Annotated in this window: 23 protein-coding genes and 1 tRNA gene; 22 read left to right on the plus strand and 2 right to left on the minus strand. The window is 66.4% G+C overall.

Annotated elements, in window-relative coordinates:
• Positions 1–156 precede the first annotated feature (156 nt).
• On the plus strand, positions 157–948 hold the full coding sequence (speD, locus tag E2F49_RS12195; protein ID WP_055246385.1) for an adenosylmethionine decarboxylase: 792 nt from the start codon (positions 157–159) through the stop codon (positions 946–948).
• Between the two features lie 112 nt (positions 949–1,060).
• On the opposite strand, the gene coq7 is transcribed toward speD, so the two are convergent.
• On the minus strand, positions 1,061–1,708 hold the full coding sequence (gene coq7 / locus E2F49_RS12200; RefSeq protein WP_133394159.1) for a 2-polyprenyl-3-methyl-6-methoxy-1,4-benzoquinone monooxygenase: 648 nt from the start codon (positions 1,706–1,708) through the stop codon (positions 1,061–1,063).
• Between the two features lie 222 nt (positions 1,709–1,930).
• Here coq7 and rplM point away from each other — a divergent pair, with 222 nt between their 5' ends.
• The 6 genes from rplM (at position 1,931) to maiA (ending at position 5,561) form a co-directional block, all read left to right on the plus strand.
• The gene (rplM, locus tag E2F49_RS12205) at positions 1,931–2,359 is read left to right on the plus strand and encodes a 50S ribosomal protein L13 (RefSeq protein WP_055246390.1); all 429 of its coding nucleotides are present in this window, start codon (positions 1,931–1,933) and stop codon (positions 2,357–2,359) included.
• Between the two features lie 3 nt (positions 2,360–2,362).
• Complete coding sequence (gene rpsI / locus E2F49_RS12210; RefSeq protein ID WP_055246392.1) at positions 2,363–2,755, plus strand: 30S ribosomal protein S9; 393 nt, start codon at positions 2,363–2,365, stop codon at positions 2,753–2,755.
• A gap of 93 nt (positions 2,756–2,848) precedes the next feature.
• Positions 2,849–2,923: transfer RNA gene (locus tag E2F49_RS12215), tRNA-Gln, on the plus strand.
• A gap of 152 nt (positions 2,924–3,075) precedes the next feature.
• On the plus strand, positions 3,076–3,810 hold the full coding sequence (locus tag E2F49_RS12220) for a 2OG-Fe dioxygenase family protein (protein WP_133394160.1): 735 nt from the start codon (positions 3,076–3,078) through the stop codon (positions 3,808–3,810).
• Positions 3,811–3,907: 97 nt separating this feature from the next.
• Positions 3,908–4,900, plus strand: a complete 993-nt coding sequence (locus tag E2F49_RS12225) for a fumarylacetoacetate hydrolase family protein (protein WP_133394161.1) — start codon at positions 3,908–3,910, stop codon at positions 4,898–4,900.
• Positions 4,901–4,904: 4 nt separating this feature from the next.
• The gene (gene maiA / locus E2F49_RS12230) at positions 4,905–5,561 is read left to right on the plus strand and encodes a maleylacetoacetate isomerase (RefSeq protein WP_055246397.1); all 657 of its coding nucleotides are present in this window, start codon (positions 4,905–4,907) and stop codon (positions 5,559–5,561) included.
• A 233-nt stretch (positions 5,562–5,794) separates the two neighbouring features.
• On the opposite strand, the gene E2F49_RS12235 is transcribed toward maiA, so the two are convergent.
• Positions 5,795–6,904, minus strand: coding sequence for a PilT/PilU family type 4a pilus ATPase (locus tag E2F49_RS12235; protein WP_055246399.1), 1,110 nt, complete (start codon positions 6,902–6,904; stop codon positions 5,795–5,797).
• A 93-nt stretch (positions 6,905–6,997) separates the two neighbouring features.
• Between E2F49_RS12235 and E2F49_RS12240 the strand changes: the two genes are divergently transcribed.
• From E2F49_RS12240 to E2F49_RS12310, 15 genes are all read left to right on the plus strand, one after another.
• Entirely contained in the window at positions 6,998–7,378 is a 381-nt protein-coding gene (locus E2F49_RS12240; RefSeq protein WP_133394162.1) for a DUF4398 domain-containing protein, read from the plus strand.
• Between the two features lie 14 nt (positions 7,379–7,392).
• Positions 7,393–7,968, plus strand: coding sequence for a hypothetical protein (locus E2F49_RS12245; protein WP_133394163.1), 576 nt, complete (start codon positions 7,393–7,395; stop codon positions 7,966–7,968).
• A gap of 560 nt (positions 7,969–8,528) precedes the next feature.
• Complete coding sequence (locus E2F49_RS12250; RefSeq protein WP_055246405.1) at positions 8,529–8,750, plus strand: HP1242/YdcH family protein; 222 nt, start codon at positions 8,529–8,531, stop codon at positions 8,748–8,750.
• A gap of 107 nt (positions 8,751–8,857) precedes the next feature.
• Positions 8,858–10,234 carry a pyridoxal-phosphate dependent enzyme gene (locus E2F49_RS12255; protein WP_133394164.1) on the plus strand — a complete coding sequence of 459 codons (1,377 nt, stop codon included), beginning with the start codon at positions 8,858–8,860 and terminating at the stop codon, positions 10,232–10,234.
• A 145-nt stretch (positions 10,235–10,379) separates the two neighbouring features.
• Positions 10,380–12,116, plus strand: coding sequence for a GspE/PulE family protein (locus tag E2F49_RS12260; RefSeq protein WP_133394165.1), 1,737 nt, complete (start codon positions 10,380–10,382; stop codon positions 12,114–12,116).
• Complete coding sequence (locus E2F49_RS12265) at positions 12,109–13,317, plus strand: type II secretion system F family protein (protein ID WP_133394166.1); 1,209 nt, start codon at positions 12,109–12,111, stop codon at positions 13,315–13,317. Before E2F49_RS12260 ends, E2F49_RS12265 begins: the two co-directional genes overlap by 8 nt.
• Positions 13,318–13,331: 14 nt before the next feature.
• Positions 13,332–13,778, plus strand: a complete 447-nt coding sequence (gene gspG, locus E2F49_RS12270; protein WP_133394167.1) for a type II secretion system major pseudopilin GspG — start codon at positions 13,332–13,334, stop codon at positions 13,776–13,778.
• Positions 13,750–14,181, plus strand: a complete 432-nt coding sequence (locus E2F49_RS12275; protein WP_133394168.1) for a type II secretion system protein — start codon at positions 13,750–13,752, stop codon at positions 14,179–14,181. The genes gspG and E2F49_RS12275 overlap by 29 nt, the downstream gene beginning before the upstream one ends.
• Positions 14,174–14,596: a PulJ/GspJ family protein gene (locus tag E2F49_RS12280; RefSeq protein ID WP_133394169.1), complete on the plus strand. Its 423-nt coding sequence runs from the start codon at positions 14,174–14,176 to the stop codon at positions 14,594–14,596. Before E2F49_RS12275 ends, E2F49_RS12280 begins: the two co-directional genes overlap by 8 nt.
• Positions 14,593–15,216 (plus strand): prepilin-type N-terminal cleavage/methylation domain-containing protein, encoded by a 624-nt coding sequence (locus E2F49_RS12285; RefSeq protein WP_133394170.1) that lies wholly within the window; start codon positions 14,593–14,595, stop codon positions 15,214–15,216. The genes E2F49_RS12280 and E2F49_RS12285 overlap by 4 nt, the downstream gene beginning before the upstream one ends.
• Positions 15,191–16,273: a type II secretion system minor pseudopilin gene (locus E2F49_RS12290; RefSeq protein ID WP_165971230.1), complete on the plus strand. Its 1,083-nt coding sequence runs from the start codon at positions 15,191–15,193 to the stop codon at positions 16,271–16,273. Before E2F49_RS12285 ends, E2F49_RS12290 begins: the two co-directional genes overlap by 26 nt.
• An 85-nt stretch (positions 16,274–16,358) precedes the next feature.
• Complete coding sequence (locus E2F49_RS12295) at positions 16,359–17,258, plus strand: hypothetical protein (protein WP_133394172.1); 900 nt, start codon at positions 16,359–16,361, stop codon at positions 17,256–17,258.
• Positions 17,255–17,884 carry a hypothetical protein gene (locus E2F49_RS12300; RefSeq protein WP_133394173.1) on the plus strand — a complete coding sequence of 210 codons (630 nt, stop codon included), beginning with the start codon at positions 17,255–17,257 and terminating at the stop codon, positions 17,882–17,884. The genes E2F49_RS12295 and E2F49_RS12300 overlap by 4 nt, the downstream gene beginning before the upstream one ends.
• Positions 17,881–18,354, plus strand: coding sequence for a hypothetical protein (locus E2F49_RS12305; RefSeq protein WP_133394174.1), 474 nt, complete (start codon positions 17,881–17,883; stop codon positions 18,352–18,354). The genes E2F49_RS12300 and E2F49_RS12305 overlap by 4 nt, the downstream gene beginning before the upstream one ends.
• A 112-nt stretch (positions 18,355–18,466) precedes the next feature.
• Complete coding sequence (locus E2F49_RS12310; protein ID WP_165971231.1) at positions 18,467–20,710, plus strand: secretin N-terminal domain-containing protein; 2,244 nt, start codon at positions 18,467–18,469, stop codon at positions 20,708–20,710.
• Positions 20,711–20,770: the final 60 nt, after the last annotated feature.

The following is a 20,770-nucleotide window of genomic DNA, read 5'->3' on the forward strand; positions in this document are numbered from 1 at the left end:
GCCACGGGTGTCGGGGTCATGGGCGTCGGATCGGGGGAATGCCGCAGAGTAGGCGCTCAGGCTGCCGGGGGCAAACCCGCATCCGCCCGAGGTCGCGAGGCATGGGCGCTTTGCCGCATAATTGGCGTTTCGCCCAACCCCCGAGGGTCGACCGCTGTGGTCAAACCGCTCCCGCGCCTGAAGCTCCAGGGTTTCAACAACCTGACCAAGGCCCTGTCGTTCAACATCTACGACGTCTGCTATGCGGCGTCCGAAGACGAGCGCCAGCGCTACATCGCGTACATCGACGAGGTGTACAACGCCGACCGGCTGACCCAGATCCTGACGGACGTGGCCGAGATCATCGGCGCGAACATCCTCAACGTCGCCCGCCAGGACTACGAGCCGCAGGGCGCGTCGGTCACCATCCTCATTTCCGAGGAGCCGGTGATCGACAAGTCGCAGGCCAAGGGCGTGATCTCCGACGCCGTGGTCGCGCACCTCGACAAGTCGCACATCACGGTGCACACGTATCCGGAAACCCATCCGGACAACGGCATCGCGACCTTCCGCGCGGACATCGACGTGGCCACCTGCGGCGTGATCTCGCCGCTGAAGGCGCTGAACTACCTGATCGAGAGCCTCGAGTCCGACATCGTGGTGATGGACTACCGCGTGCGCGGCTTCACCCGCGACGTGAAGGGCAAGAAGCACTACATCGACCACAAGATCAATTCGATCCAGGATTACCTGGCCAAGAACATCAAGTCGCGCTACGACGCGCTGGACGTGAACGTCTACCAGGAAAACATCTTCCACACGAAGATGCACCTCAAGGAGTTCGACCTCGACCAGTACCTGTTCGAGGAGAAGGCGCGCAACCTGTCGTTCAAGGACCGGATGAAGATCGAGGCGCGCCTGCGCCGCGAGATCGAAGAGCTGTACCACGGCCGCAATCTGGTCGACTGACCGGCGCGACGTCGCAACTCGACGAAAAGGCCCCGCAGTGCGGGGCCTTTTCTGTTCAGGGGATCGGATGCGTGCGGCGTAGCGACGCCCTCACGTCTGACGTCTCATCGCTCTAGAGCCTGTACGCCACCGCCTTCATCAGGCTCGACGCGGTGGCCATCAGCGACGGCACCGGCCACGGCAGCACGCGGGCGCCGGCCTGTTCGGCATGGTCGGCATGGCGCGCCTCGTCTTCCTTCATCTGCCGCAGGATGTCGCGGCTGCGCTGGTCGGCCTCGGGCAGGGTCTGCAGGTGGTCGTCGAGATGGGCCTCGACCTGGCGCTCGGTCTCGACCACGAAGCCGAGGTTCCAGCCGTCGCCGCGCAGGCCGGCGACGACGCCCAGCGCGTAGCTGCCGCCGTACCACAGCGGGTTGAACAGGCTGGGGCGGCTGTCGAGTTCGCGCAGGCGCTGCGCGCACCAGGCCAGGTGATCGGTTTCCTCCTGCGCGGCCTCGAGCAGGTGGGCGCGCGTTTCCGGCTCGCGGGCGACCGCGGCCTGGCCGAAGTACAGGCCCTGCGCGCAGACCTCACCGACGTGGTTGATCCGCATCAGGCCGGCCGCGTGGCGGCGTTCGCTGTCGTTGAGGACCACGTCGGGCGTGTCGAGAGACGGGTTGGGGCGGGTCGCGGGCGGATTGCCGAACACCGTGTCGAGCGCGCGCTGGGTTTCGACCAGCAACTGGTCGACCGGATTGAAGCCGGACCGGGGGAGGGCCATGTCTCGATTCCTGCAGCGGCGGCCGGGCGCCGCCTCGCGTATCATTCTCGACCCTCGCCAGCGGACGCGCCAGCGCCCGGCGGTCGCATGGACCTCCGGCTTGCACGACAAGGCCCGGCCGGCTATAGTTCCGCTTCTGTGTTGCACGCTGTACAACGCGAGGCGACGTTCCGCCGGCAACCGGCGCAACCAGCCCGACCAGTCACCCATCGAGTATTTCCAATGAAGACCTTCGTTGCCAAGAACGAGACCGTCCAGCGCGACTGGTACCTCGTCGACGCTACCGACAAGACGCTGGGCCGCCTGAGCGCGGAAATCGCCCACCGCCTGCGCGGCAAGCACAAGCCCGTCTACACCCCGCACGTCGACACCGGCGACTACATCATCGTGGTCAATGCCGAGAAGATCGCCGTGACCGGCAAGAAGATGACGGACAAGCTCTACCACCGTTTCACGGGCTACATCGGCAACCTCAAGACCGAGACCCTGGGCCAGGCGCTGGAGCGCCACCCGGAGCGCGTGATCGAGATCGCCGTCAAGGGCATGCTGCCGAAGAACACCCTCGGCCGTGCCATGTACCGCAAGCTCAAGGTCTACAAGGGTGCCGAGCACCCGCACGCCGCTCAGCAGCCGCAGCCCCTGGAACTCTAAGTCATGGCAATTTCCCAGAATTACGGCACCGGCCGTCGCAAGTCCTCCGTCGCCCGCGTGTTCCTGCGCAAGGGCAGCGGCGCCATCACCGTCAACGGTCGTCCGCTCGACGAGTTCTTCGGCCGCGAGACCGCGCGCATGATCGTGCGCCAGCCGCTCGAGCTGACCCAGAACACCGAGTCGTTCGACGTCGTCGTCACCGCGTCGGGCGGTGGCACCACCGGCCAGGCCGGTGCGATCCGCCTGGGCATCGCCCGCGCGCTGGTCGAGTACGACGCGACGCTGAAGACCGAGCTGCGCAAGGCGGGCTTCATGACCCGCGACGCACGTGAAGTCGAACGCAAGAAGGTCGGCCTGCACAAGGCACGTCGCGCCACGCAGTTCTCGAAGCGCTGATGTTCGCGCTTGGCCGGATCCGCGCGACATGCGTGGATCCGGTGCTTCAGAAGCTTGCAGAACATCGCGGTTTCAGCGTTACAATATGCACATAGCCCCGTCGCCAAGCGGTAAGGCACCTGACTCTGACTCAGGCATTCGGTGGTTCGAATCCATCCGGGGCTGCCACATTCGAAAGACGAAACAGCCCGCCGCAAGGCGGGCTTTTTCGTGGGCGCAATTCGTTTCTCGCGCAGTGGTGCGATCGCATGCGGGCTGCGTTCCATGCGTGCGCACGCAGATGCGATGCATCCGCATCGGTGCAGGCCTAGAATTCGCCGATGAACGCGTTCGCCCCGCCGTACACCGCCCCCGATGCCGTCGTTGGCGCCTTGCGCACGCATGGCTGCGCGATTCTCGCGCCGTCGACGCTTGCTGCCTTGTGCGATGTCGACATCGCCGCGCTCGAACGCTGGCGCGCGGGCTGGGACGATCTGCCGCCAGATGCGTATCTCAAGGACGGCGGCCGCTACCGCCGCCGCCGCCATGGCTGTTTCGTGCAGCACGCCAGCACGCTGGACCAGGTGCCGCATCGCGCGCACTGGCAGTCCGAGGACTACAACGCGCTGCACGGCGGCATGCATCGCTGGTTCGAACCGCTGTCGCCGACGCTGGTTGCCGATGCGGCGTGGACGCGGCTCGTCGCCGGCCTCGGGGCCACGTTCGCGCAGGCGCGCGACGCCCGCGACTGGCATGTCGAAGCGCACCAGTTCCGCATCGACACCACCGATGGCATCGGACGGCCGACGCCAGAGGGCGCGCATCGCGACGGCGTGGACTTCGTCGCGGTGCTGCTGGTCGGCCGGCACGGCATCAAGGGCGGCGAGACGCGCGTGTTCGAGGCCGATGGGCCGGCCGGCCAGCGCTTCACCCTGACCGAGCCGTGGGCAGCCCTGCTGCTCGACGATCACCGGGTGATCCACGAATCCACGCCCATCCAGCCCGCCGGCGACGCCGGCCATCGCGACACGCTGGTGCTGACCTATCGCGCGGGCGCGTTCCAGGGCGAGGATTGACCGCTGCCGCGGGGCCCCTCCGGCATGTGCGGCGAACAGGCATCGCGGGGCTTCGTTACAATCGCAACGGAATAGCCGCACGCCAACCGGAGTTGCCATGAAGCTGGGTTCTTTGAAGGAGGGCGGCCGCGACGGCACCCTGATCGTCGTCTCGCGCGACCTCGCCACCGCGGTGCGCGCGACCGGCATCGCCGCGACGCTGCAGCAGGCGCTCGACGACTGGTCCAATACCGCGCCGCGCCTCAACGCGCTGTACGAATCGCTCAACGCCGGCGATGCCGACGGCGTGTTCGACCTTGATGTCGCACGCCTGGCCGCGCCGCTGCCGCGCGCCTACGAGTTCGTCGACGGCAGCGCCTATCTGCCGCACGTCGCGCGCGTGCGCCGCGCGCGTGGCGCCGAGGTGCCGGAGAGCTTCTACACCGATCCGCTGATGTACCAGGCGACCAGCGCCGGCTTCCTCGGCCCGCGCGACACGGTGAAGGTCACCAGCGAAGACCACGGGATCGATCTCGAGGCCGAGATCGTCGTGATCACCGACGACGTGCCGATGGCGGTCTCGCCCGCGCAGGCGGCCGGCCACATCCAGCTGGTCGGTCTGGTCAACGACGTGTCCCTGCGCAACCTGATCCCCGGCGAACTCGCCAAGGGCTTCGGCTTCCTCCAGTCCAAGCCGCGTTCGGCGTTGAGTCCGGTGTTCGTGACGCCCGACGAACTGGGCGACGCGTGGCGCGACAACAAGCTGCACCTGCCGCTGCTCACGCACATCAACGGCGAATGGTTCGGTGCGCCCGAGGCGGGCGTCGACATGCAGTTCGATTTCTCGCAACTGGTGGCGCACGCGGCGAAGACGCGGCCCCTGTCGGCCGGTACCATCGTCGGCTCGGGCACGATCGCCAACGAGGACACGTCCAAGGGCGCGTCGTGCTTCGCCGAGAAGCGCACCGTCGAGGCGCTGGAACACGGAAAGCCGCAGACGCCCTTCATGTCCTTCGGCGACACCGTGCGCATCGAGATGCTCGATGCCGAGGGTCGCAGTCTGTTCGGCGCGATCGAACAGGTGATCGAACGCCAGGCCCTGCCGGAGTAAGCCCATGGCGGCCGCGCTGACGCTCTACACCTACTGGCGTTCGAGCGCGGCTTATCGCGTGCGTATCGCGCTGCATCTCAAGGGCCTGGCCTTCGATAGCGTGCCGGTGCATCTGGTGCGCGATGGCGGCGAGCAGCACGCGCCCGACTACGTGGCGCGCAATCCGCAACATCTGGTGCCGACGCTGCAGCACGGCGATGCCGTGCTGACCCAGTCGCTGGCGATCATCGAATACCTCGACGAGGTCTTCCCGGGCACGCCGCTGTTGCCGGCCGACGCGTTGTCACGGCAACGCGCCCGCGCACTCGCGCAGCTGGTCGCATGCGACATCCACCCCCTCGGCAACCTGCGGGTGCTGCAGTACCTGGAGCACGATCTCGGCCTGCCGGGCGAGGCCCGTACGCGCTGGATCGCGCGCTGGGTGCAGGATGGACTCGCGGCCTATGAAGCGCTGCTGGCGCAGCACGGGGCAGGGGACCTTAGCGTCGGGGATGCGCCGGGCATCGCCGACTGCGCGCTGATTCCGCAGCTCTACAACGCGCGACGCTTCTCGATCGATCTGACGCCGTATCCGCGCATCCGACGGATCGATGCGGCCTGCGCCAAGCTGCCCGCGTTCGCGGCCGCGGCCCCGGAACGGCAGGCCGACGCGCCGGCCTGACGGCCTTGCTCGTCGCCCCAGCGGAAGCTGGGGCCCATTTTGATTTTCGCGAATCACACGAAGATCAAGAGGGATCCCAGCATGACCAGACATCCGTCTGTTGAAAGCCGCTGGGATGACGAAGTTTGGTTTGCCGGATGGAGGCGTCAGGTGCTCTGTTGTAAGGCAGCTCTCCTCCGGGCGATGGATCGCTGCCCGAAGTCGCGCGTAGGCGCCCAACAAGTGCGCTTGCCTCAGTGGTCGCTGCCGAACACGTCCGCGTAGGGATCGTGGCTGCCCATCGAGCCTTCCGACAGCCGGAACTTGAGATCCAGGCCATCGCGCGAATCCGCCGCACGCAGCGCGGTCTCGCGTTCGATGCGGCCTTCCTTGTGCAGGCGGAACAGGCACTGGTCGAAGGTCTCCACGCCGTCCTCCAGCGAGTCCTCCATCGCCTGCTTGATCTCGTGCACCTGACCGCGCCGCAACAGATCGCGGATCATCGGCGTGTTGATCAGCACCTCGGTGGCCGGCAGGCGACGGCCGTCGATACCGGCGACCAGACGCTGCGACACGACGGCGCGTAGGTTGAGCGCCAGATTCATCAGCACGTTCTTGTGCGCGGCCTCGGGGAAGAAGTTGAGGATGCGCTCGATGGTCTGGTCGGCGTTGTTGGAGTGCAGCGTGGCCAGGCAGATGTGGCCGGTCTCGGCGAACGCGATCGCCGCTTCCATCGTGGTCGCGTCGAGAATCTCGCCGATCAGAATGACGTCCGGCGCCTCACGCATCGCGTTCTTGAGCGCGTTGTGGAAGGTCAGCGTGTCCAGCCCGACCTCGCGCTGGTTGACCAGCGACTTCTTGTGCCGGTGCAGGTACTCGATGGGATCCTCGATGGTGAGGATGTGGCCCGAGGTGCTGGCGTTGCGGTGGTCGATCATCGAGGCCAGCGTGGTCGACTTGCCCGAGCCGGTGGAGCCGACGATCAGCACCAGCCCGCGCGGGGCCATGATGATGTCCTTGAGCACCTGCGGCAGCTGCAGCTCCTCGATGCTCGGGATGTTGCTGCGGATCGCGCGGATGACCATGCCCGCTTCGCCGCGCTGCTTGAACACGTTGATGCGGAAACGGCCGGCGTCCTGCAGCGAATAGGCCATGTTGAGTTCGTAGTCGCGCTCGAACTGCTGGATCTGGCCCTCGTCCATCAGCGAGTAGGCGATCTTGCGGACCATGCCCGGCGGCAGCCCGGTGCTGCCCAGCGGGTAGAGCTTGCCTTCGACCTTGATGTACACCGGCGCGCCGGTGCTCATGAACATGTCGGACGCATTCTTCTCGGTCATCAGCTTCAGGAAGTAGCCGATATCCATGTACGAACTCCCCCTCGGCAACCGGCCTGCGTTGCGCATCCGGTTGCGGCTGACCACAATGACCCGGATCACGCTTCCGGGCACGGTTTCTCGATGAACACAAGCTTCGCACACATCCGTCCGCTGCTGCAGGGCGTCACGCTCGCCGGCGTGCTGGCACTCGCCGGTTGCGCGAGCACGCCGCCGCCGACCGAGGAGCTCGCCGCCGCGCAGCTGTCGGTGGCCCGCGCCGGCGATGCCGATGCCGACCAGTACGCCCCGGCCGATATCGACCAGGCCCGCATGGCCTTGCGCCAGGCGCAGTCGGCGATGGCCAGCGACCGCAGCGACGAGGCGCGTACGCTCGCGCTGTCGGCCAGCGCGCTCGCCGATCTCGCGCACGCCCGCGCACGCCAGGCCGCGACCGAAGCCGAACTGTCCGCCCGCCGCGCCGAAATCACCAACCTGCGCCAGCGGTTGCAGGTGGAGGAATGAACCCGATGCGCCCGATGACCCGACTCGCCTTCGCACTGGCCGTGCTGCTGCCGTTGGCAGCCGCCGCGCAGCCCATGCCGGAGGGCGATGCGCAGATCCTGCAGCAGCGTCTGCAGGCGATCGACAGCAATCCGGACACCGCCGGCACCGCCGCCTACGAGCGTCTGCAGGCGCGCCAGTCGCTGGCGTCGCTGGTGAACGCACGCAGCAGCCAGCGCGCCGCCGCGCTGCAGATCGCACAATGGCGCGTGGAAACGGCCGAGCTCGCAGCCCGGACCGAGGCCTCGCGCCGCGAGCTCACCCAGCTCGAGCGCGAGCGCAGTGCGCTGATCGTCGAGGCCAGCCGCCAGGACGCCGTGCGCGCCCGGCAGGAGGCCGAGCGCCTGCGCATCCAGGCGCAGATCCAGGCCGAGGAAGCCGCGCGCCTGCGTCTGGCGGCCGAAGAGGAAACCACCGCCCGCCAGCAGGCCGAGACCGTGCTGCAGGGCGTCGCCAGCGGGGAAGCCGCCAAGCTGCGGGCCGCGCGCCAGCGCGAGGCCGAGCTGCGTCGCCGCGAAGCCGAGCTGCTCAAGAGTCTCGAGCAGCCCTGAGGGCGCGTTGTCCGGGGCGTGGTGCTCCGGTATGGCCTGCTGGCGGGTCTTCTCGCGAGAGGGCGCGCGCGGAACCGTGCCAGGTGCGCAGGGGTTTCTCGGAGCGCTCATCCGAGACGTGGTCGAGCGCCGTTCTCGGCGGTCATCGGCGCCGCCGAACGCGCACTGCCGCTGCCTCTTCATTCTGAATCCAAGTGAAATCAATGACTTGGGCGAAATTCGGCACGCTAGCCGCGTCGTAGCGCGCTTGGCCGCGGCTTCCGCTGGAAGCGTTTCAGCACCTGTCCGCGGCGCGCTTCGAAAATCGGACTTCGGCCTCTTGTCGACCCCGGACGGGAGGCGTAGGGTCGGTTGTCCGGGTGGCACCGACTCCTTCCGCCATCCGGTCAACGAGCCAGGCCGATGACCGAGATGATCCCCCACCAGGCACGCGCGTACCGTCCACAGGACGGCGGCGATGTCCTGATCGGATCGTCCGCCGACCATTTCTGGCTGCAGCCCACGTAGCGCCCCTGCCGTCCCCGGTGGGGGCGTTCGTTTTTTCCTGTCAGGAGGATCCAATGTTCGAAGCGCAATCGCAGACCGAACTCGAAGAGATCATGAAAGGAAACGTCGAGTTCCGGCAGCTCTACTACCGGCACAAGGAACTGGACAAGAAGGTGCTGAATGCGGAGCTCGGCGTGTTCGCCGTCGACGAGACCACGCTGTCGCAGATGAAACGCGAGAAGCTGGCCGCCAAGGATCGACTGACCCAGATGTACGACCAGATGCAGAAACACTGAGTTCGGCTGTCGCGGGCGGTGGCGGCCATCCTCGTCGGTCGCCATCGCCCGCGGATGTTGCGGGCGGATGCGATAATCGGACCATCCCGCCGCACTCCGGATACGCAATGCCGATCGCCCAGTCCGTTCTCGACCTCATCGCCGACACGCCCATCGTGCGTGCCCACCGTCTCGATGCGGGTCCCTGCGAACTCTATTTCAAGCTCGAAAGCCAGAATCCCGGCGGTTCGATCAAGGACCGTATCGGCCTGCGCATGATCGAGGCGGCCGAGGCGCGCGGCGACATCCAGCCCGGCGCCACCCTCGTGGAAGGTACCGCGGGCAACACCGGCATCGGGCTGGCGCTGGTGGCCCAGCAGAAGGGCTACAAGCTGATCCTCGTGGTCCCGGACAAGATGAGCCGGGAGAAGATCTTCAATCTCAAGGCGATGGGCGCCGAGGTCGTGCTGACCCGCTCCGACGTCGCCAAGGGCCATCCCGAGTACTACCAGGACCTCGCCGAGCGCATCGCGCGCGAGACCCCCGGCGCCTACTTCATCAACCAGTTCGGCAATCCCGACAACCCGGCCGCGCACGAGCATGGCACCGGCCCGGAAATCCTGCGGCAGATGGCCGAGGTGGGCGGGCTGGACGCAATCGTCTTCGGCTGCGGCAGCTCGGGCACCATGACCGGCCTGTCGCGCTGCTTCGCCAAGGACGCGCCGGACGTGGAGCTGGTGCTGGCCGACCCGGTCGGTTCGATCCTCGCCGAATACATCAACGACGGCGTGCTCAACGACAAGTCCGGCAGCTGGATGGTCGAGGGCATCGGCGAGGACTTCCTGCCGGGCATCTCGGACTTCTCGCGGGTGAAGCAGGCCTATGCGATCAGCGACAAGGAAAGCTTCCTGGCCGCGCGCGAACTGCTGCGCGCCGAGGGCATCCTCGGCGGCTCGTCGACCGGCACCCTGCTGGCGGCCGCGCTCAAGTTTTGCCGCGCCCAGACCACGCCGAAGAAGGTGCTGGTGTTCGTCTGCGACACCGGCAACAAGTATCTGAGCAAGCTCTACAACGATTACTGGATGCTCGACAACGGCTTCATCGAGCGCGAGCAGCACGGTGACCTGCGCGACCTGATCCTGCGCCCGTACTCGCGTCGCGACACGGTGGTACTGGCGCCGACCGACCTGCTGGTCACCGCCTACCAGCGCATGAAGCTTTACGAGATCTCTCAGCTGCCGGTGATGGAGGGCGACCGCATCGTCGGTATCCTCGACGAAAGCGACGTGCTGCTGCACGTCTACGGCGACGAGGCGCGCTTCCGCGAGCCGGTGTCTTCGGCGATGGTCAGCAAGCTCGACTTCCTCGACGTCAAATCGCCGGTCGAGGCCCTGCTGCCGGTGTTCGACCGCGGCCAGGTGGCCATCGTGACCAGCGGCGAGAATTTCCTCGGGCTGATCACCCGGATCGATCTGCTCAATTACCTGCGCCGCCGGGTCAACTGAGCAGGCGCACGACAGTCCGGCACCGATGTGTCGAAGTGCTGGAATGACCGGAGTCGGCTTCCCGGATAATGCACACTGCCGCAACTTGGCATCGGTTTTCTTTTTCGACGTCTGATATGCCCAACGGGTCTAGCGATACTTCTCAATGAACGCTGCTGCATCTACTCTCGATCGCCATCAGGAACGCCGTCGCTTGGGGGAGATCCTGGTTGAGCGCCAGATCGTATCCGTCGCCGATGTATCCAAGGCGCTGGCGTTCCAAGAGCAGTTCGGAGGGCGACTCGGCAGTGTGCTGGTTCGGCTGGGTGCTCTATCGGAAGAGACACTGATCGCAACTTTGGCCGATCAGTTGCAGATGCCGGTCCTGCAGGGCGACGAATGGCCGGAAAGCGGTGACACGATTCGTGAGACGCTAGAGTCGTCCGGCTTCGATTTGGGTTGGTGGCATGAGAGTGGTGTCGTTGCGTGGGTGGGTCCGTCACAAGCCTCCAGCCAGCCTGACGCACTGCTCGTCGTTGCACGCGATCCGCTCGATCCATTGATCAACGAGGCACTCGAGCATGCCTTCGCGCAACGCGCATGGTCATGGCGGCTTGCACAGGGCCAGGATGTGGATCGATTGCTGGAGATGTGCAGCAATCGGCGGCGTCACGGTGATGCACCGTGGGACGATGAGGATGTCAGTCATCTGAGGGAGCTGGCCGAAGAGGCCCCGGTCATCGAACTGGTCAATAACATTCTCGCGCAGGCGATGGATCAGCGTGCCTCGGACATCCATATCGAGCCCGAAGAACAGGTCTTCCACATCAGACTGCGGATCGACGGCATTCTTCACACACGAATGACATTGCCAGCAAGCCGGTATCCGGCGGTTGCATCGCGTGTCAAATTGATCTCCGGCATGGACATCGCCGAACGCCGTCTGCCGCAGGATGGTCGTTTAGGAACCCGGGTGAGCGGGCAAGAGGTCGATGTCCGAGCCTCCGCGGTGCCCGCAGTCCATGGGGAGTCGATCGTACTGCGTTTGCTCCCCAAAGAGCGGCAGGACCTCGGTCTGGAAAAGCTAGGGTTCTCGCAGCGGGACATCACACTGTTCCGGACGTGGGCGAAGGAGCCACACGGCATCGTGTTGGTGACCGGTCCGACCGGTTCGGGCAAGTCCACGACGCTCTACGCCACGTTGGAGGAAATGAACCAGCGCGATCGCAAGATGATCACCGTCGAAGATCCGGTCGAATACCAGGTATCGGGTGTAACCCAGATCCAGGCGAATGCCGAGATCGGCTATACGTTCGCCAGGGCGCTGCGTGCCATTCTGCGACAGGATCCCGATGTGATCATGATCGGCGAGATCCGCGATCTCGAAACCGCCGAGATCGCAGTGCAGTCCGCGTTGACCGGCCATCTCGTGCTGTCCACGCTCCACACCAACGATGCGGTCAGTGCGTTTACCCGGCTGATCGATATGGGGGTCGAGCCGTTTCTCGTGGCGACGAGCGTTCGCGCCGTACAGGCGCAGCGTTTGGTCCGACGGCTGTGCCCGCATTGCAGTCAGCCGGCAGACGTGTTGCCCGCCGTGCGCCAGCTCGTCGCGACGCGGGCGGCACCGGGCGCAGCGGCCGACTGGCGTCGGGCTGTCGGTTGCGGGCGCTGCCAGGGCACGGGATATCGCGGGCGATTGGGAATCTACGAGCTCGTCGACGTCACACCGGAGTTGCAGGAGCTCGTGCTTGCCTCCGCGACGGCCGAGAAGATGCGCGCGCTCGCGAGCGAGCAGGGGGCCCGTTCGCTCCGTGAGGACGGGCTGCTCAAGGCGATGGCGGGCATGACGACCGTCGACGAAGTCATCCGGGTCACGGGCGGCGCGGTGGCGGATGGCTGATCGGCTTGCTTTCCGCTACGAGGCGGTGGATCGCGCAGGCAAGAAGGTCAGCGGGACCCTTGACGCAGGCGATGATGCCGAAGCCGCGCGACTGCTGGTGCAGCAGGGGCTCACCCCTTACGCGCTCAAAGCCGCCGGAGGGGGTTTCCGTTCACCGCGTCGGCGCAAAGCCTCGGTCCGCGAGCTGCAACTCGTGCTGCAGGAGTTCACAACCCTGCTCGAGTCCGGCGTCGGGCTCGTGACGTCCTTGTCCTCACTTGCGAAGTCCAGCCACCATCCGGCACTGACTGCAGCGTTTTCCCAGATGGAGAAGACGGTCCGTCGTGGCGAAAGCTTCAGTACCGCCCTGCGCGAGTCGAAGCTTCCCGTACCCGAGTATCTCCATCAACTGGTCCATGCGGGCGAGGCGACAGGTCGTCTCGCCGAATCGATTCGCGGCGGCGTCGAGCAGTTCGAGTACGACCAGCGCGTACGTCAGGAGGTGACGGGCGCGATGATCTATCCGCTGGTCTTAGTGCTGTCTGGCGTCGCGGCAGTGGGCATCATCTTCGTCTGGGTCGTGCCCAGGTTCGGCAGCCTGCTGACGCAGCACGGGGATGCGATGCCCGCACTTTCCCGGTGGACCATCGCGACCGGCGTCTGGCTCAGCGCACACATATGGTGGGTACTCGGAGCGGTGGCGGCGATCGCGATTCTCGCTCGTACGCTTCTGAAAGCCCCCGGCGTTCTGGATGGACTCGCAGAGCGCGCGTCCCGGCTCCCGGTCGTCGGCACGTGGTTGATCGAGGCGGAAGTCGGGCGTTGGGCGAGCACATTGGCGGCGCTGCTGGCAGGGCGTGTGGAGTTGATCCGGGCGCTGGGGCTTTCCGCCGCTTCGGTACGCATGGCCTTTCTGCAGGAGCGACTTGCCGCCGTCGCGCGTTCCGTCAAAGGTGGCGCCACCCTTTCCGCCGCGCTGCGCGAGCACCGGGCGCTCAATCCCACCGGCTATGACCTGGTCGCAGTCGGAGAGGCCAGTGGCGAGTTGCCTAAGCTGCTCGCAGCACTGGCCCGGCTGTATGAGACAATCGGACGTGATCGCATGAAGCGCGCCTTGCAGTTGATGGAGCCGCTAGCCATCATCGTCATCGGAGTCGTCGTCGGCACAATCATGACTGCGATCATCCTTGCTATCACCAGTGTCAACGACGTGCCTTTGTGAGCCTTATGTCACACATGCAATCCGCTTCCGTCCCCCGCCGTGAGCAGTCGGGTTTTACGCTGCTGGAAATGCTCGTCGTGCTGGTGCTTATCGGTCTGATCGCCAGCCTGGTGGGGCCTCGCCTGTTCAGTCGTGTCGACAGTTCCAAGGTGCAGGTCGCCGAAACGCAAGTGCGGCTTCTGCGAGGCGCCATCGAGACCTATCGGCTTGAAGTGGGGCGTGTGCCGTCCGCGGAGGAGGGACTCGCCGCGCTTTCCAGCCCGCCCGCGGATGAGCGGGCGCGGGCGCGGTGGCGTGGCCCGTACCTCGACGAGGCGGTGCCTGCGGATCCCTGGGGCAATCCGTACCGGTACTCGGTCCCGGGGCGTGACGGTATGCCGTTCGCAATCTATTCGCTCGGAGCCGACGGTGAGCCGGGAGGCGAGGGCAACGATGCGGACATCGGTTTTCTGCCTCCCTGATCCCACGGGCTCGCGTGGCGTCGATGTCTCGGGGTTTTCACTTCTCGAGATGCTGGTGGTCCTGACTCTAGTGTCGATCATGGTGGCGCTGATCGCCCCTCGTCTCGCGAATACGGTTCAGGCCATCCAGGTTAGCGGAGATCGCGCGGAGACCGTGCGTCAGATCGAGCGTCTTCCGCTGCTCGCGCGCACTGCCGGACTGGACCTGAGATTCGGGCCGGGCCAGCTGATCGCGCATGAGGGCGTCGCGATTCCGGAGGGCTGGACCCTGACGGCCTTGACGCCGTTACGCGTCGCCGCGAACGGCATCTGCTCCGCCGCGAAGGTGCGTGTCACGGGTGCGGGCGTGACCGAAGAATGGAGCATTGGTGCTCCCGATTGCCGGGTCGCCGGCCATGCATGAAAAGCGGGGGCAGGTGGGGTTCTCGCTGCTCGAAGCGATTGTGGCGCTGACCATTCTTGCCACGGCCGGCCTGGCCCTGTTTGCGGCCATGAACCAGTCGGTGCAGATGGCACAGCGCGTGGAGCAGGCGAGGTTGGCCGACTCGGCCGTCCGCAACGCGATGGCCTGGATGGAGACGGTCAATCCCGCGTTGGCGCCTTCGGGCGAGCAGCGGTTGGGCGACGTGGATCTGCGTTGGCAGTCTGAACTGGTCGAACCGAGTCGCAACTCCATGACGGGGCATCTGCAGGCGGGTCTGTTCGAGGTCGGCCTCTACACCGTGACGCTCGATCTGAGGCGGGATGGCCAGCTGCTGACGACGACGCAGATCCGTCGCGTGGGGTATCGGCAAGTCCGTGAGCCCGATCGTCTATGAGCGGCTATGTATCGCATCGGCCTGCTGTCCATCGCATGCGTGGCTTTACGCTGCTGGAGGCGGTGGTGACGCTGGTAGTAGTGTCGCTTCTGGTCGCGATACTCATGCAGTCGCTGAGTCATGCGCTGAGTCTTCGCACGCGACTGCTGCGGGTGCAGGCGGAAGCGCGGACGGATTTTCTGCAGGAGGCCTGGTTTCGAGAGGCCGTCGGTGCCGCACAGGCCGACTTCGACAACGCGCTCGGCAATCTCGAAGGACGCGTCGATCAGCTGGAGTACGCGACGCCTGTTCCGCTGGTCGCGCAAGGCATGTCGCGTGCGCGGTGGTGGATCTCGGGACGGGGCGATGCGCAATCGCTGCACTATGCCGACAGTGCCGTCGCCGACATGGTGATCGTGGCCGGCCCGCTGCGCGATGCCCGGTTCGCGTATCTCGGTCTTGACGGCCTGTGGCGCGAAAGCTGGACGCCTGCACCCGATGACCCGGAGCGGTTGCCGAAGCTGGTCCGCTTCGAGGCAGTTACAGATCGGGGCGTGCTGTACTGGCTCGTGCCGTTGCTGGCCGACCCCATTCCCCCCAGCCAGTTGCGCACAGATGAACTCGAAGCCAGTGGCATCTAGGCTATGCGTCCGACCGCAGAACGGATTCGTTCTGGCGGTCACGCTGTGGATCCTCGCCGGCATCGCTATCGCCGTCGGTCTGATGACCGTGTGGTCGCTTGATCAGGTCGCACAGGCTCGCATCGGGCACGAACGACTGCAGGACGAAATCGCGCTTAGTGGTAGCCGCGACACGCTGCTATATATCGCCGCGACGCGCGAACTGACGCTGGCCGGGCTGCCCGTCCGCCCGCTGGACGACGACCAGGTCGCGTTGCGACGTCTCGACGAATTCGGTGCGCTGATCCGCGACCCGATCGGAACGGAGATGCGTTTGGACGACACGCCGTATGCCGGCATGCCGGGTGCGCTGTTCGCGATCCAGGACGAGGCGGGCCTCTATCCGCTCTCGCCCTGGATGACCGGGCGCGGGCTTGACCGGTTCCTCGTGCATCAAGGCGTGGAGGAGGCCGCCGTACCGCGACTGCGGGATGCCCTGCTCGACTACATGGATTCGGATGATCTGACACGGCTCAACGGCGCAGAATCGCGCGAATACGAGCGGGCGGGTCGTCCGCCACCCGCCAACCGGCGGCTGTTGACGCCGGGTGAACTGGGCAATGTCCTAGGCTGGGACGCCTTGGGGCCGGATGTGCTCGACGCGATCGTAGCCCGGGTCACCCCGTACTACGCGGGCGCAATCAACCCCAACACGATGCCCGCCGACATGCTGCCGATCTGGGTGTCCGGATGCCCGGAAGCCTGCGACCGTATCGTGGCGGCCCGCCGATCGCAGCCATTCCGGTCCGCGCTCGACATGCAGATGCGTCTGGGCGTTCTGCTGCCCGGCGGCGATGCCGGCGACTACCGCTTTCTCGCCGATCAGACTTTACGCATGACGCTATGGGGACGCTCCGGCGCGGCATGGCGGATGCATGTACGATTGACGCCCCTCGCGGACAAGCAGGGTCCCTGGTCGATCATGGCCGCTTATCCCATCGTACGCCCTTCAATTCATGACCCTGCGGAAGACACTGGCAGCGAATTTTTCGCCGACCCGACGGCTTTACGGGAGTGATAGCGCTCCCGTACAGCGCGGTGGACGCTTCGGCGGGCAGCAATGGGTGGTTCCCAGAGGCCAGTGCCAGTACAGACGTCTCGACATGGCCGCCATCCCTGCGCGTCAGCGCGAGAACGCCGCGCGTCTCGCCCTGTCTGCGCAACTGCCTTCGCCGCGTGCGCTGACCTGCATTGCCTGGAAAGGAACTGTCGGTCATGCATGGATCTGGATCGATCCGCCCGCCGCCATCGAGATCGGCGACCGGACCTGGATTCCCGAAAGCCTGCTTGCGCCCGTCCCGCAGACGGACGGCGTGCGTTTCCTGGCGTTGTCGTCCGGCATGGAAGGGCAGGTCTGGCGCGCCGGCCAATTGACGGCCAGTCAATGGTGGCCCGCGCTTCCCGATGACGCCGCGCGCGGTCGCTTCCTGCGCGCGTCGGGTTTCGATCAGCAGCTGGACGTGCCGCCGGTAGGCCCCTTTGAATGGCGAGTCGAGCCCTGGGCGGAACTGCGCAGAAGCTGGTTGCCCGGTACGGTCGATGCTCAGGAGCGTCTCGCCTGGGTCGGGGCGGCCGCACTGATTGCTCTCGTGGCTGGCTGGCAGCTCACATCCCTTGTCCGCTGGCAGAACGCCAGTGCCACGGTCGCCCGGCAGCTCGAAGTCGCGCGTGCGGACGTGGCGCCTGTGCTCGCGGCGCGCGAGCGCGCGGAACTCGCCAGCGAAGAGGCCGCGCGCCTGATGGAACTGCAGTCGGGTGTCAGCGATTACGAAATGATGTCGCAGATCACGGCAGCTCTGCCCGAAGGCGTCGAGCTCGTCAGCTGGCGACGCGAGCCGGAACGCATCGTGACTACGGTCAGAAACGGCCCTGCCGACCCGCGTGGCTTCGTCAGCGTCTTCGTGGGCAGGTCGCCGCTCGACGACGTCAGCGCGACGCCGGTGCCTGCGGGCATGCAGTTGACCTTCGTATTGTCGGACGCCACGCAGGACGCCGCGTTGTGAGCCGCGAGCGGTGGAGTCGGGTCCGCGACGAATGGCGGGCCAGCCGGCGGCTGCGACTGGTGAGTCTGGTCGTGCTGGTCGTGGTCGCGCTGCACGGCCTCGCCAGTCTGCAGACGCATGCGGATGCGGACAGGCAGCGCTTCGAGTCGGATCTCGAACTGCAGGCGCGTCTGGAAGGGCTGCGGACCCAGGACGCCTGGACCGCGCGCGCGGAGCAGGCGGAGGCAGCGCTTTCCGCTATGCGTGATCGTATGCCTGAAGTCGCGAACACCGGCCTTGCTCAGGCAGAGTTGCAGGCCTGGCTGACCGAGCTTGCGTCCAGCAGTGCGCTGCAGGAGCCGCGCATCCGGGTAGAAGACACGCTGGACGTGCCCGGGCATCCGGACATGTGGCAGGTGCTCGCGCGTCTGGACGGTCGTCTGCCGCAGTATGGGCAAGGCGCATTGTTGCGGGCCCTTTCGGATGCGCTTCCGTGGGTCCAGGCGGAGCGGGTCGAAATCGGCGATGGCGAGAGTCCACAAGTCAGCCTCGTGGTCCGGGCCTACTATCGGCGTTCAACGACGACAGTGGCACCAGCTGTCAGTGGAATGGAAGATGTATCGAGCCAGGAGGGCACCACACCATGAAGCCGGTTGTGCGCGATTCGGGCGTGATTCTGGGCTTCGGCTTGCTGGGCGCGCTGGCCTGCCTGCTGGTCGGAAACTCGCCGGCATCGGTGAAGCCACGCGAGGATCCGGGCCTTGTCTGGGACACGATCCGCATGCGATTGCCTGACCTCGCCGTGGTCGATGCGGCTTGGGAAACCCGCGCGCCCTGGGGCGCCGCACCGCGTCCGGTCGAACCGCCGCCTCCGCCACCGCCTCCACCGCCGACCCCTGTCGGGATTGCCGGCAGGGGTCGGAATCTCCAGGCCATCTTCATGATCCATGGCGAGGGCGGGGTCCGGGTGCCGGTGGGAGGCAAGCTGCCAGACGGCGGGCAGGTATTGCGAATCCATGGCATGCAGGTGGATTGGGTGGATGGCGAGGGCGAGCGTCACCAGCGCCGACTCTTCGTCGATCCGCAACAACCTCAGGCCGCCGGGGCGGCCGAGTGAAGCCTTCGGACCACCCCCGGTGGCATGACCCGCGCATGGCGCACGCGGCCGCGTCCCTTTCGATACGAGTGATTTCCTGATGGCTCCACATTCACGGGCGCACCGCGCGCCGATGTCCACCGCGCGTCCGTTCGTCGCCTCGCTGCTCGCGGGGGCGCTCGCAGCCTGCAGTTCGATTCCGCCCTCGCAGATCCCGGCGCCGTTGCGAGCGCCCAAGGCGGACGCCAGTGCCGAAGAAGTGCTGCAGGGCGAGCGCGACGCGACCCGTCGCCGGCCGCTGGTCGAGCAGCAGTCACCAGCCCTGCCGCCGCGCGCCGTGCGGCAGGACACTGCTGCCGACGCCCCGGTGCCGGACATGCCGGGCAGCCGTCCTGTCTCGCTCGTGCTTGACAACGTGCCGCTGCCGACATTCATCAACGTCGTGTTCGGCATGGAGCTGGATTTCGCCATCCAGATCGACCAGGCCATCGCCGCCCGCCAGGACGTCGTAAGCCTGCGTCTGACCGAACCGCGCTCGCCGCAGCAGGCCTTCACCATCGCCCGTGAAGTGCTGCACAGCTACGGGGTGCAAGTCACCGAACTCGGTGGTGTGCTGCGCTTCACGCCCATCGCTGCCAATGCCGCGGGCGGGCTGCCGCGCATCATGGTCACCAGGTCCCTGCCAGACGTACCGGCTGGCCAGCGGACGGTGTTCGTCGCGATGCCGTTGGAGGCCTCGCAGCCCGGCATCGTCGCTGGTCAGCTGCGTGGCCTGTTCGGCGACCACGCGGTTACCTTCACCGAACTGGTCGAAGCCAATGCGCTGATGATTTCGGGTCCCGGCGACGCCGTGCGCGCGGCGATGGAGGCCGTGTCCGCCCTCGATGCCAGCCTGCTGCGCGGCAAGCGTTCCATCCGCATCAACCCGCTGTACCTCAATGCGGACCTACTAGCGCGGGAACTGCGCGAGGTGTTGTCGGCGCAGGGCGTGTCGATCCGGACCGGCCCCGGTACCGGCGGGGCGGTGACCTTCGTCCCGGTCAATTCCGCGAACGCGCTGGTAGTGTTTGCCGATTCCGACGATGTGCTGTCGATGGTCGCGGAATGGGCCGAGCGTCTCGATCAGCCCAGCGACGATGGTGCCGGCGGCGGCATGTTCCTCTACTCGGCGCGTCATACCACGGTCGAGACTCTCGTGCCCGTGCTCGAAGCGCTCGTCGGCGCCACGGGCAGCACGTCCGGCATTCAGGGCGGCGGCGGATCGGGCGGGCAGCGAGGCGGTAACGCGGCGGCACAGGGCGCAGGCGAAATGACCGGCAGTGCAGCCCAAGGACAGCAGCAGGCACCGCGCGCGTCGGTGACTTCGATGTCCGGCCTCGGTGGTCAGCTCGCCGTCGACCCGGTGCGCAACGTCATCGTGTTCCAGGGCGACGCCCAGCGCTGGCGCGCGATCCAGGGCGTGCTGGCGCGTCTCGACCAGCCGGCGCGTCAGGTGGTCATCGAGGTCACGATCGCCGAAGTCACGCTGACTGACGAGTTCGCCAACGGCGTGGAATGGGCGCTGCAGAACATCAGCATCAATGGCGTCCGCGGGCCCTTGAACCTGCTGCAGGGCGCCACCTCCGGTGGCGGCTTGGTCTGGCAGGGCGTCTCTTCCTCGGGTCAGGTGCGTGCGCTGGTCAATCTGTTCGCACGCGACAGTCGCGTCGCCATCCTGTCCACACCGCGCATCCTGGTGAAGAGCGGCGAGAACGCCAGCATCGACGTCGGCACCGAAGTGCCCACTGTCACCAGTCAGGCTACCGCGCCCGACCTGCCGGGCAGTGGCAGCTCCATCCTGCAATCCATCCAGTACCGCAAGACCGGCGTGCTGATGGACATCACTGCAGTCGTGCACTCGGGTCAGCGCGTTGACCTGAAGATCTCGCAGGAAGTCAGCGAAGCGTCCGCCACCGACACCAGCGACATCTCCTCGCCCAGCATTTTCAGCCGTAAGCTGCAGACCAGCCTGAGCCTCGCCGATGGTGAGAGCACGCTGCTCGGCGGCTTGATTTCCAACACGCGCAGCGCCGGCAAGACGAAGATTCCGCTGCTGGGCGACATCCCGGTGCTGGGCGCTGCCTTCCACAGCCGGCGTTCGGAAAACAACCGCACCGAGCTGCTGATGCTGATCACCCCGTACGTGGTCGAGGACACGGCGCAGACCCGCGCGATTACCGAGGCCATCCGCAGCCGCTTCTCCGGCATTCCTGCTGAACCCGCGGTGTTGCCACGCGAGCCGGAAGTCCGGTCCCTGCCCTCGATTCCGAGTCCGCGGGAGGTGCCGCTCCCGGTCACCCCCCATGCCGCGCCTGGGCAGGATGTGCCGTTGCACTGAATGCGCGAAATTCCGGCTTTCCTCCATTCAGAATCAGGCCAAAGTGTGACCGACGAGGCG

Source organism: Luteimonas terrae, from assembly GCF_004358165.1.
GTDB lineage: Bacteria > Pseudomonadota > Gammaproteobacteria > Xanthomonadales > Xanthomonadaceae > Luteimonas > Luteimonas terrae.

Excerpts from the sequence above, each read along its gene's own strand:
- coq7 (WP_133394159.1), bottom strand. The coding sequence starts at position 1,708 with ATGGCCCTCCCCCGGTCCGGCTTCAATCCGGTCGACCAGTTGCTGGTC.
- rplM (WP_055246390.1), top strand. The coding sequence starts at position 1,931 with ATGAAGACCTTCGTTGCCAAGAACGAGACCGTCCAGCGCGACTGGTAC.
- rpsI (WP_055246392.1), top strand. The coding sequence starts at position 2,363 with ATGGCAATTTCCCAGAATTACGGCACCGGCCGTCGCAAGTCCTCCGTC.
- E2F49_RS12220 (WP_133394160.1), top strand. The coding sequence starts at position 3,076 with ATGAACGCGTTCGCCCCGCCGTACACCGCCCCCGATGCCGTCGTTGGC.
- E2F49_RS12225 (WP_133394161.1), top strand. The coding sequence starts at position 3,908 with ATGAAGCTGGGTTCTTTGAAGGAGGGCGGCCGCGACGGCACCCTGATC.
- maiA (WP_055246397.1), top strand. The coding sequence starts at position 4,905 with ATGGCGGCCGCGCTGACGCTCTACACCTACTGGCGTTCGAGCGCGGCT.
- E2F49_RS12235 (WP_055246399.1), bottom strand. The coding sequence starts at position 6,904 with ATGGATATCGGCTACTTCCTGAAGCTGATGACCGAGAAGAATGCGTCC.
- E2F49_RS12240 (WP_133394162.1), top strand. The coding sequence starts at position 6,998 with ATGAACACAAGCTTCGCACACATCCGTCCGCTGCTGCAGGGCGTCACG.
- E2F49_RS12245 (WP_133394163.1), top strand. The coding sequence starts at position 7,393 with ATGACCCGACTCGCCTTCGCACTGGCCGTGCTGCTGCCGTTGGCAGCC.
- E2F49_RS12250 (WP_055246405.1), top strand. The coding sequence starts at position 8,529 with ATGTTCGAAGCGCAATCGCAGACCGAACTCGAAGAGATCATGAAAGGA.
- E2F49_RS12255 (WP_133394164.1), top strand. The coding sequence starts at position 8,858 with ATGCCGATCGCCCAGTCCGTTCTCGACCTCATCGCCGACACGCCCATC.
- E2F49_RS12260 (WP_133394165.1), top strand. The coding sequence starts at position 10,380 with ATGAACGCTGCTGCATCTACTCTCGATCGCCATCAGGAACGCCGTCGC.
- E2F49_RS12265 (WP_133394166.1), top strand. The coding sequence starts at position 12,109 with ATGGCTGATCGGCTTGCTTTCCGCTACGAGGCGGTGGATCGCGCAGGC.
- gspG (WP_133394167.1), top strand. The coding sequence starts at position 13,332 with ATGCAATCCGCTTCCGTCCCCCGCCGTGAGCAGTCGGGTTTTACGCTG.
- E2F49_RS12275 (WP_133394168.1), top strand. The coding sequence starts at position 13,750 with ATGCGGACATCGGTTTTCTGCCTCCCTGATCCCACGGGCTCGCGTGGC.
- E2F49_RS12280 (WP_133394169.1), top strand. The coding sequence starts at position 14,174 with ATGCATGAAAAGCGGGGGCAGGTGGGGTTCTCGCTGCTCGAAGCGATT.
- E2F49_RS12285 (WP_133394170.1), top strand. The coding sequence starts at position 14,593 with ATGAGCGGCTATGTATCGCATCGGCCTGCTGTCCATCGCATGCGTGGC.
- E2F49_RS12290 (WP_165971230.1), top strand. The coding sequence starts at position 15,191 with ATGAACTCGAAGCCAGTGGCATCTAGGCTATGCGTCCGACCGCAGAAC.
- E2F49_RS12295 (WP_133394172.1), top strand. The coding sequence starts at position 16,359 with ATGGCCGCCATCCCTGCGCGTCAGCGCGAGAACGCCGCGCGTCTCGCC.
- E2F49_RS12305 (WP_133394174.1), top strand. The coding sequence starts at position 17,881 with ATGAAGCCGGTTGTGCGCGATTCGGGCGTGATTCTGGGCTTCGGCTTG.
- E2F49_RS12310 (WP_165971231.1), top strand. The coding sequence starts at position 18,467 with ATGTCCACCGCGCGTCCGTTCGTCGCCTCGCTGCTCGCGGGGGCGCTC.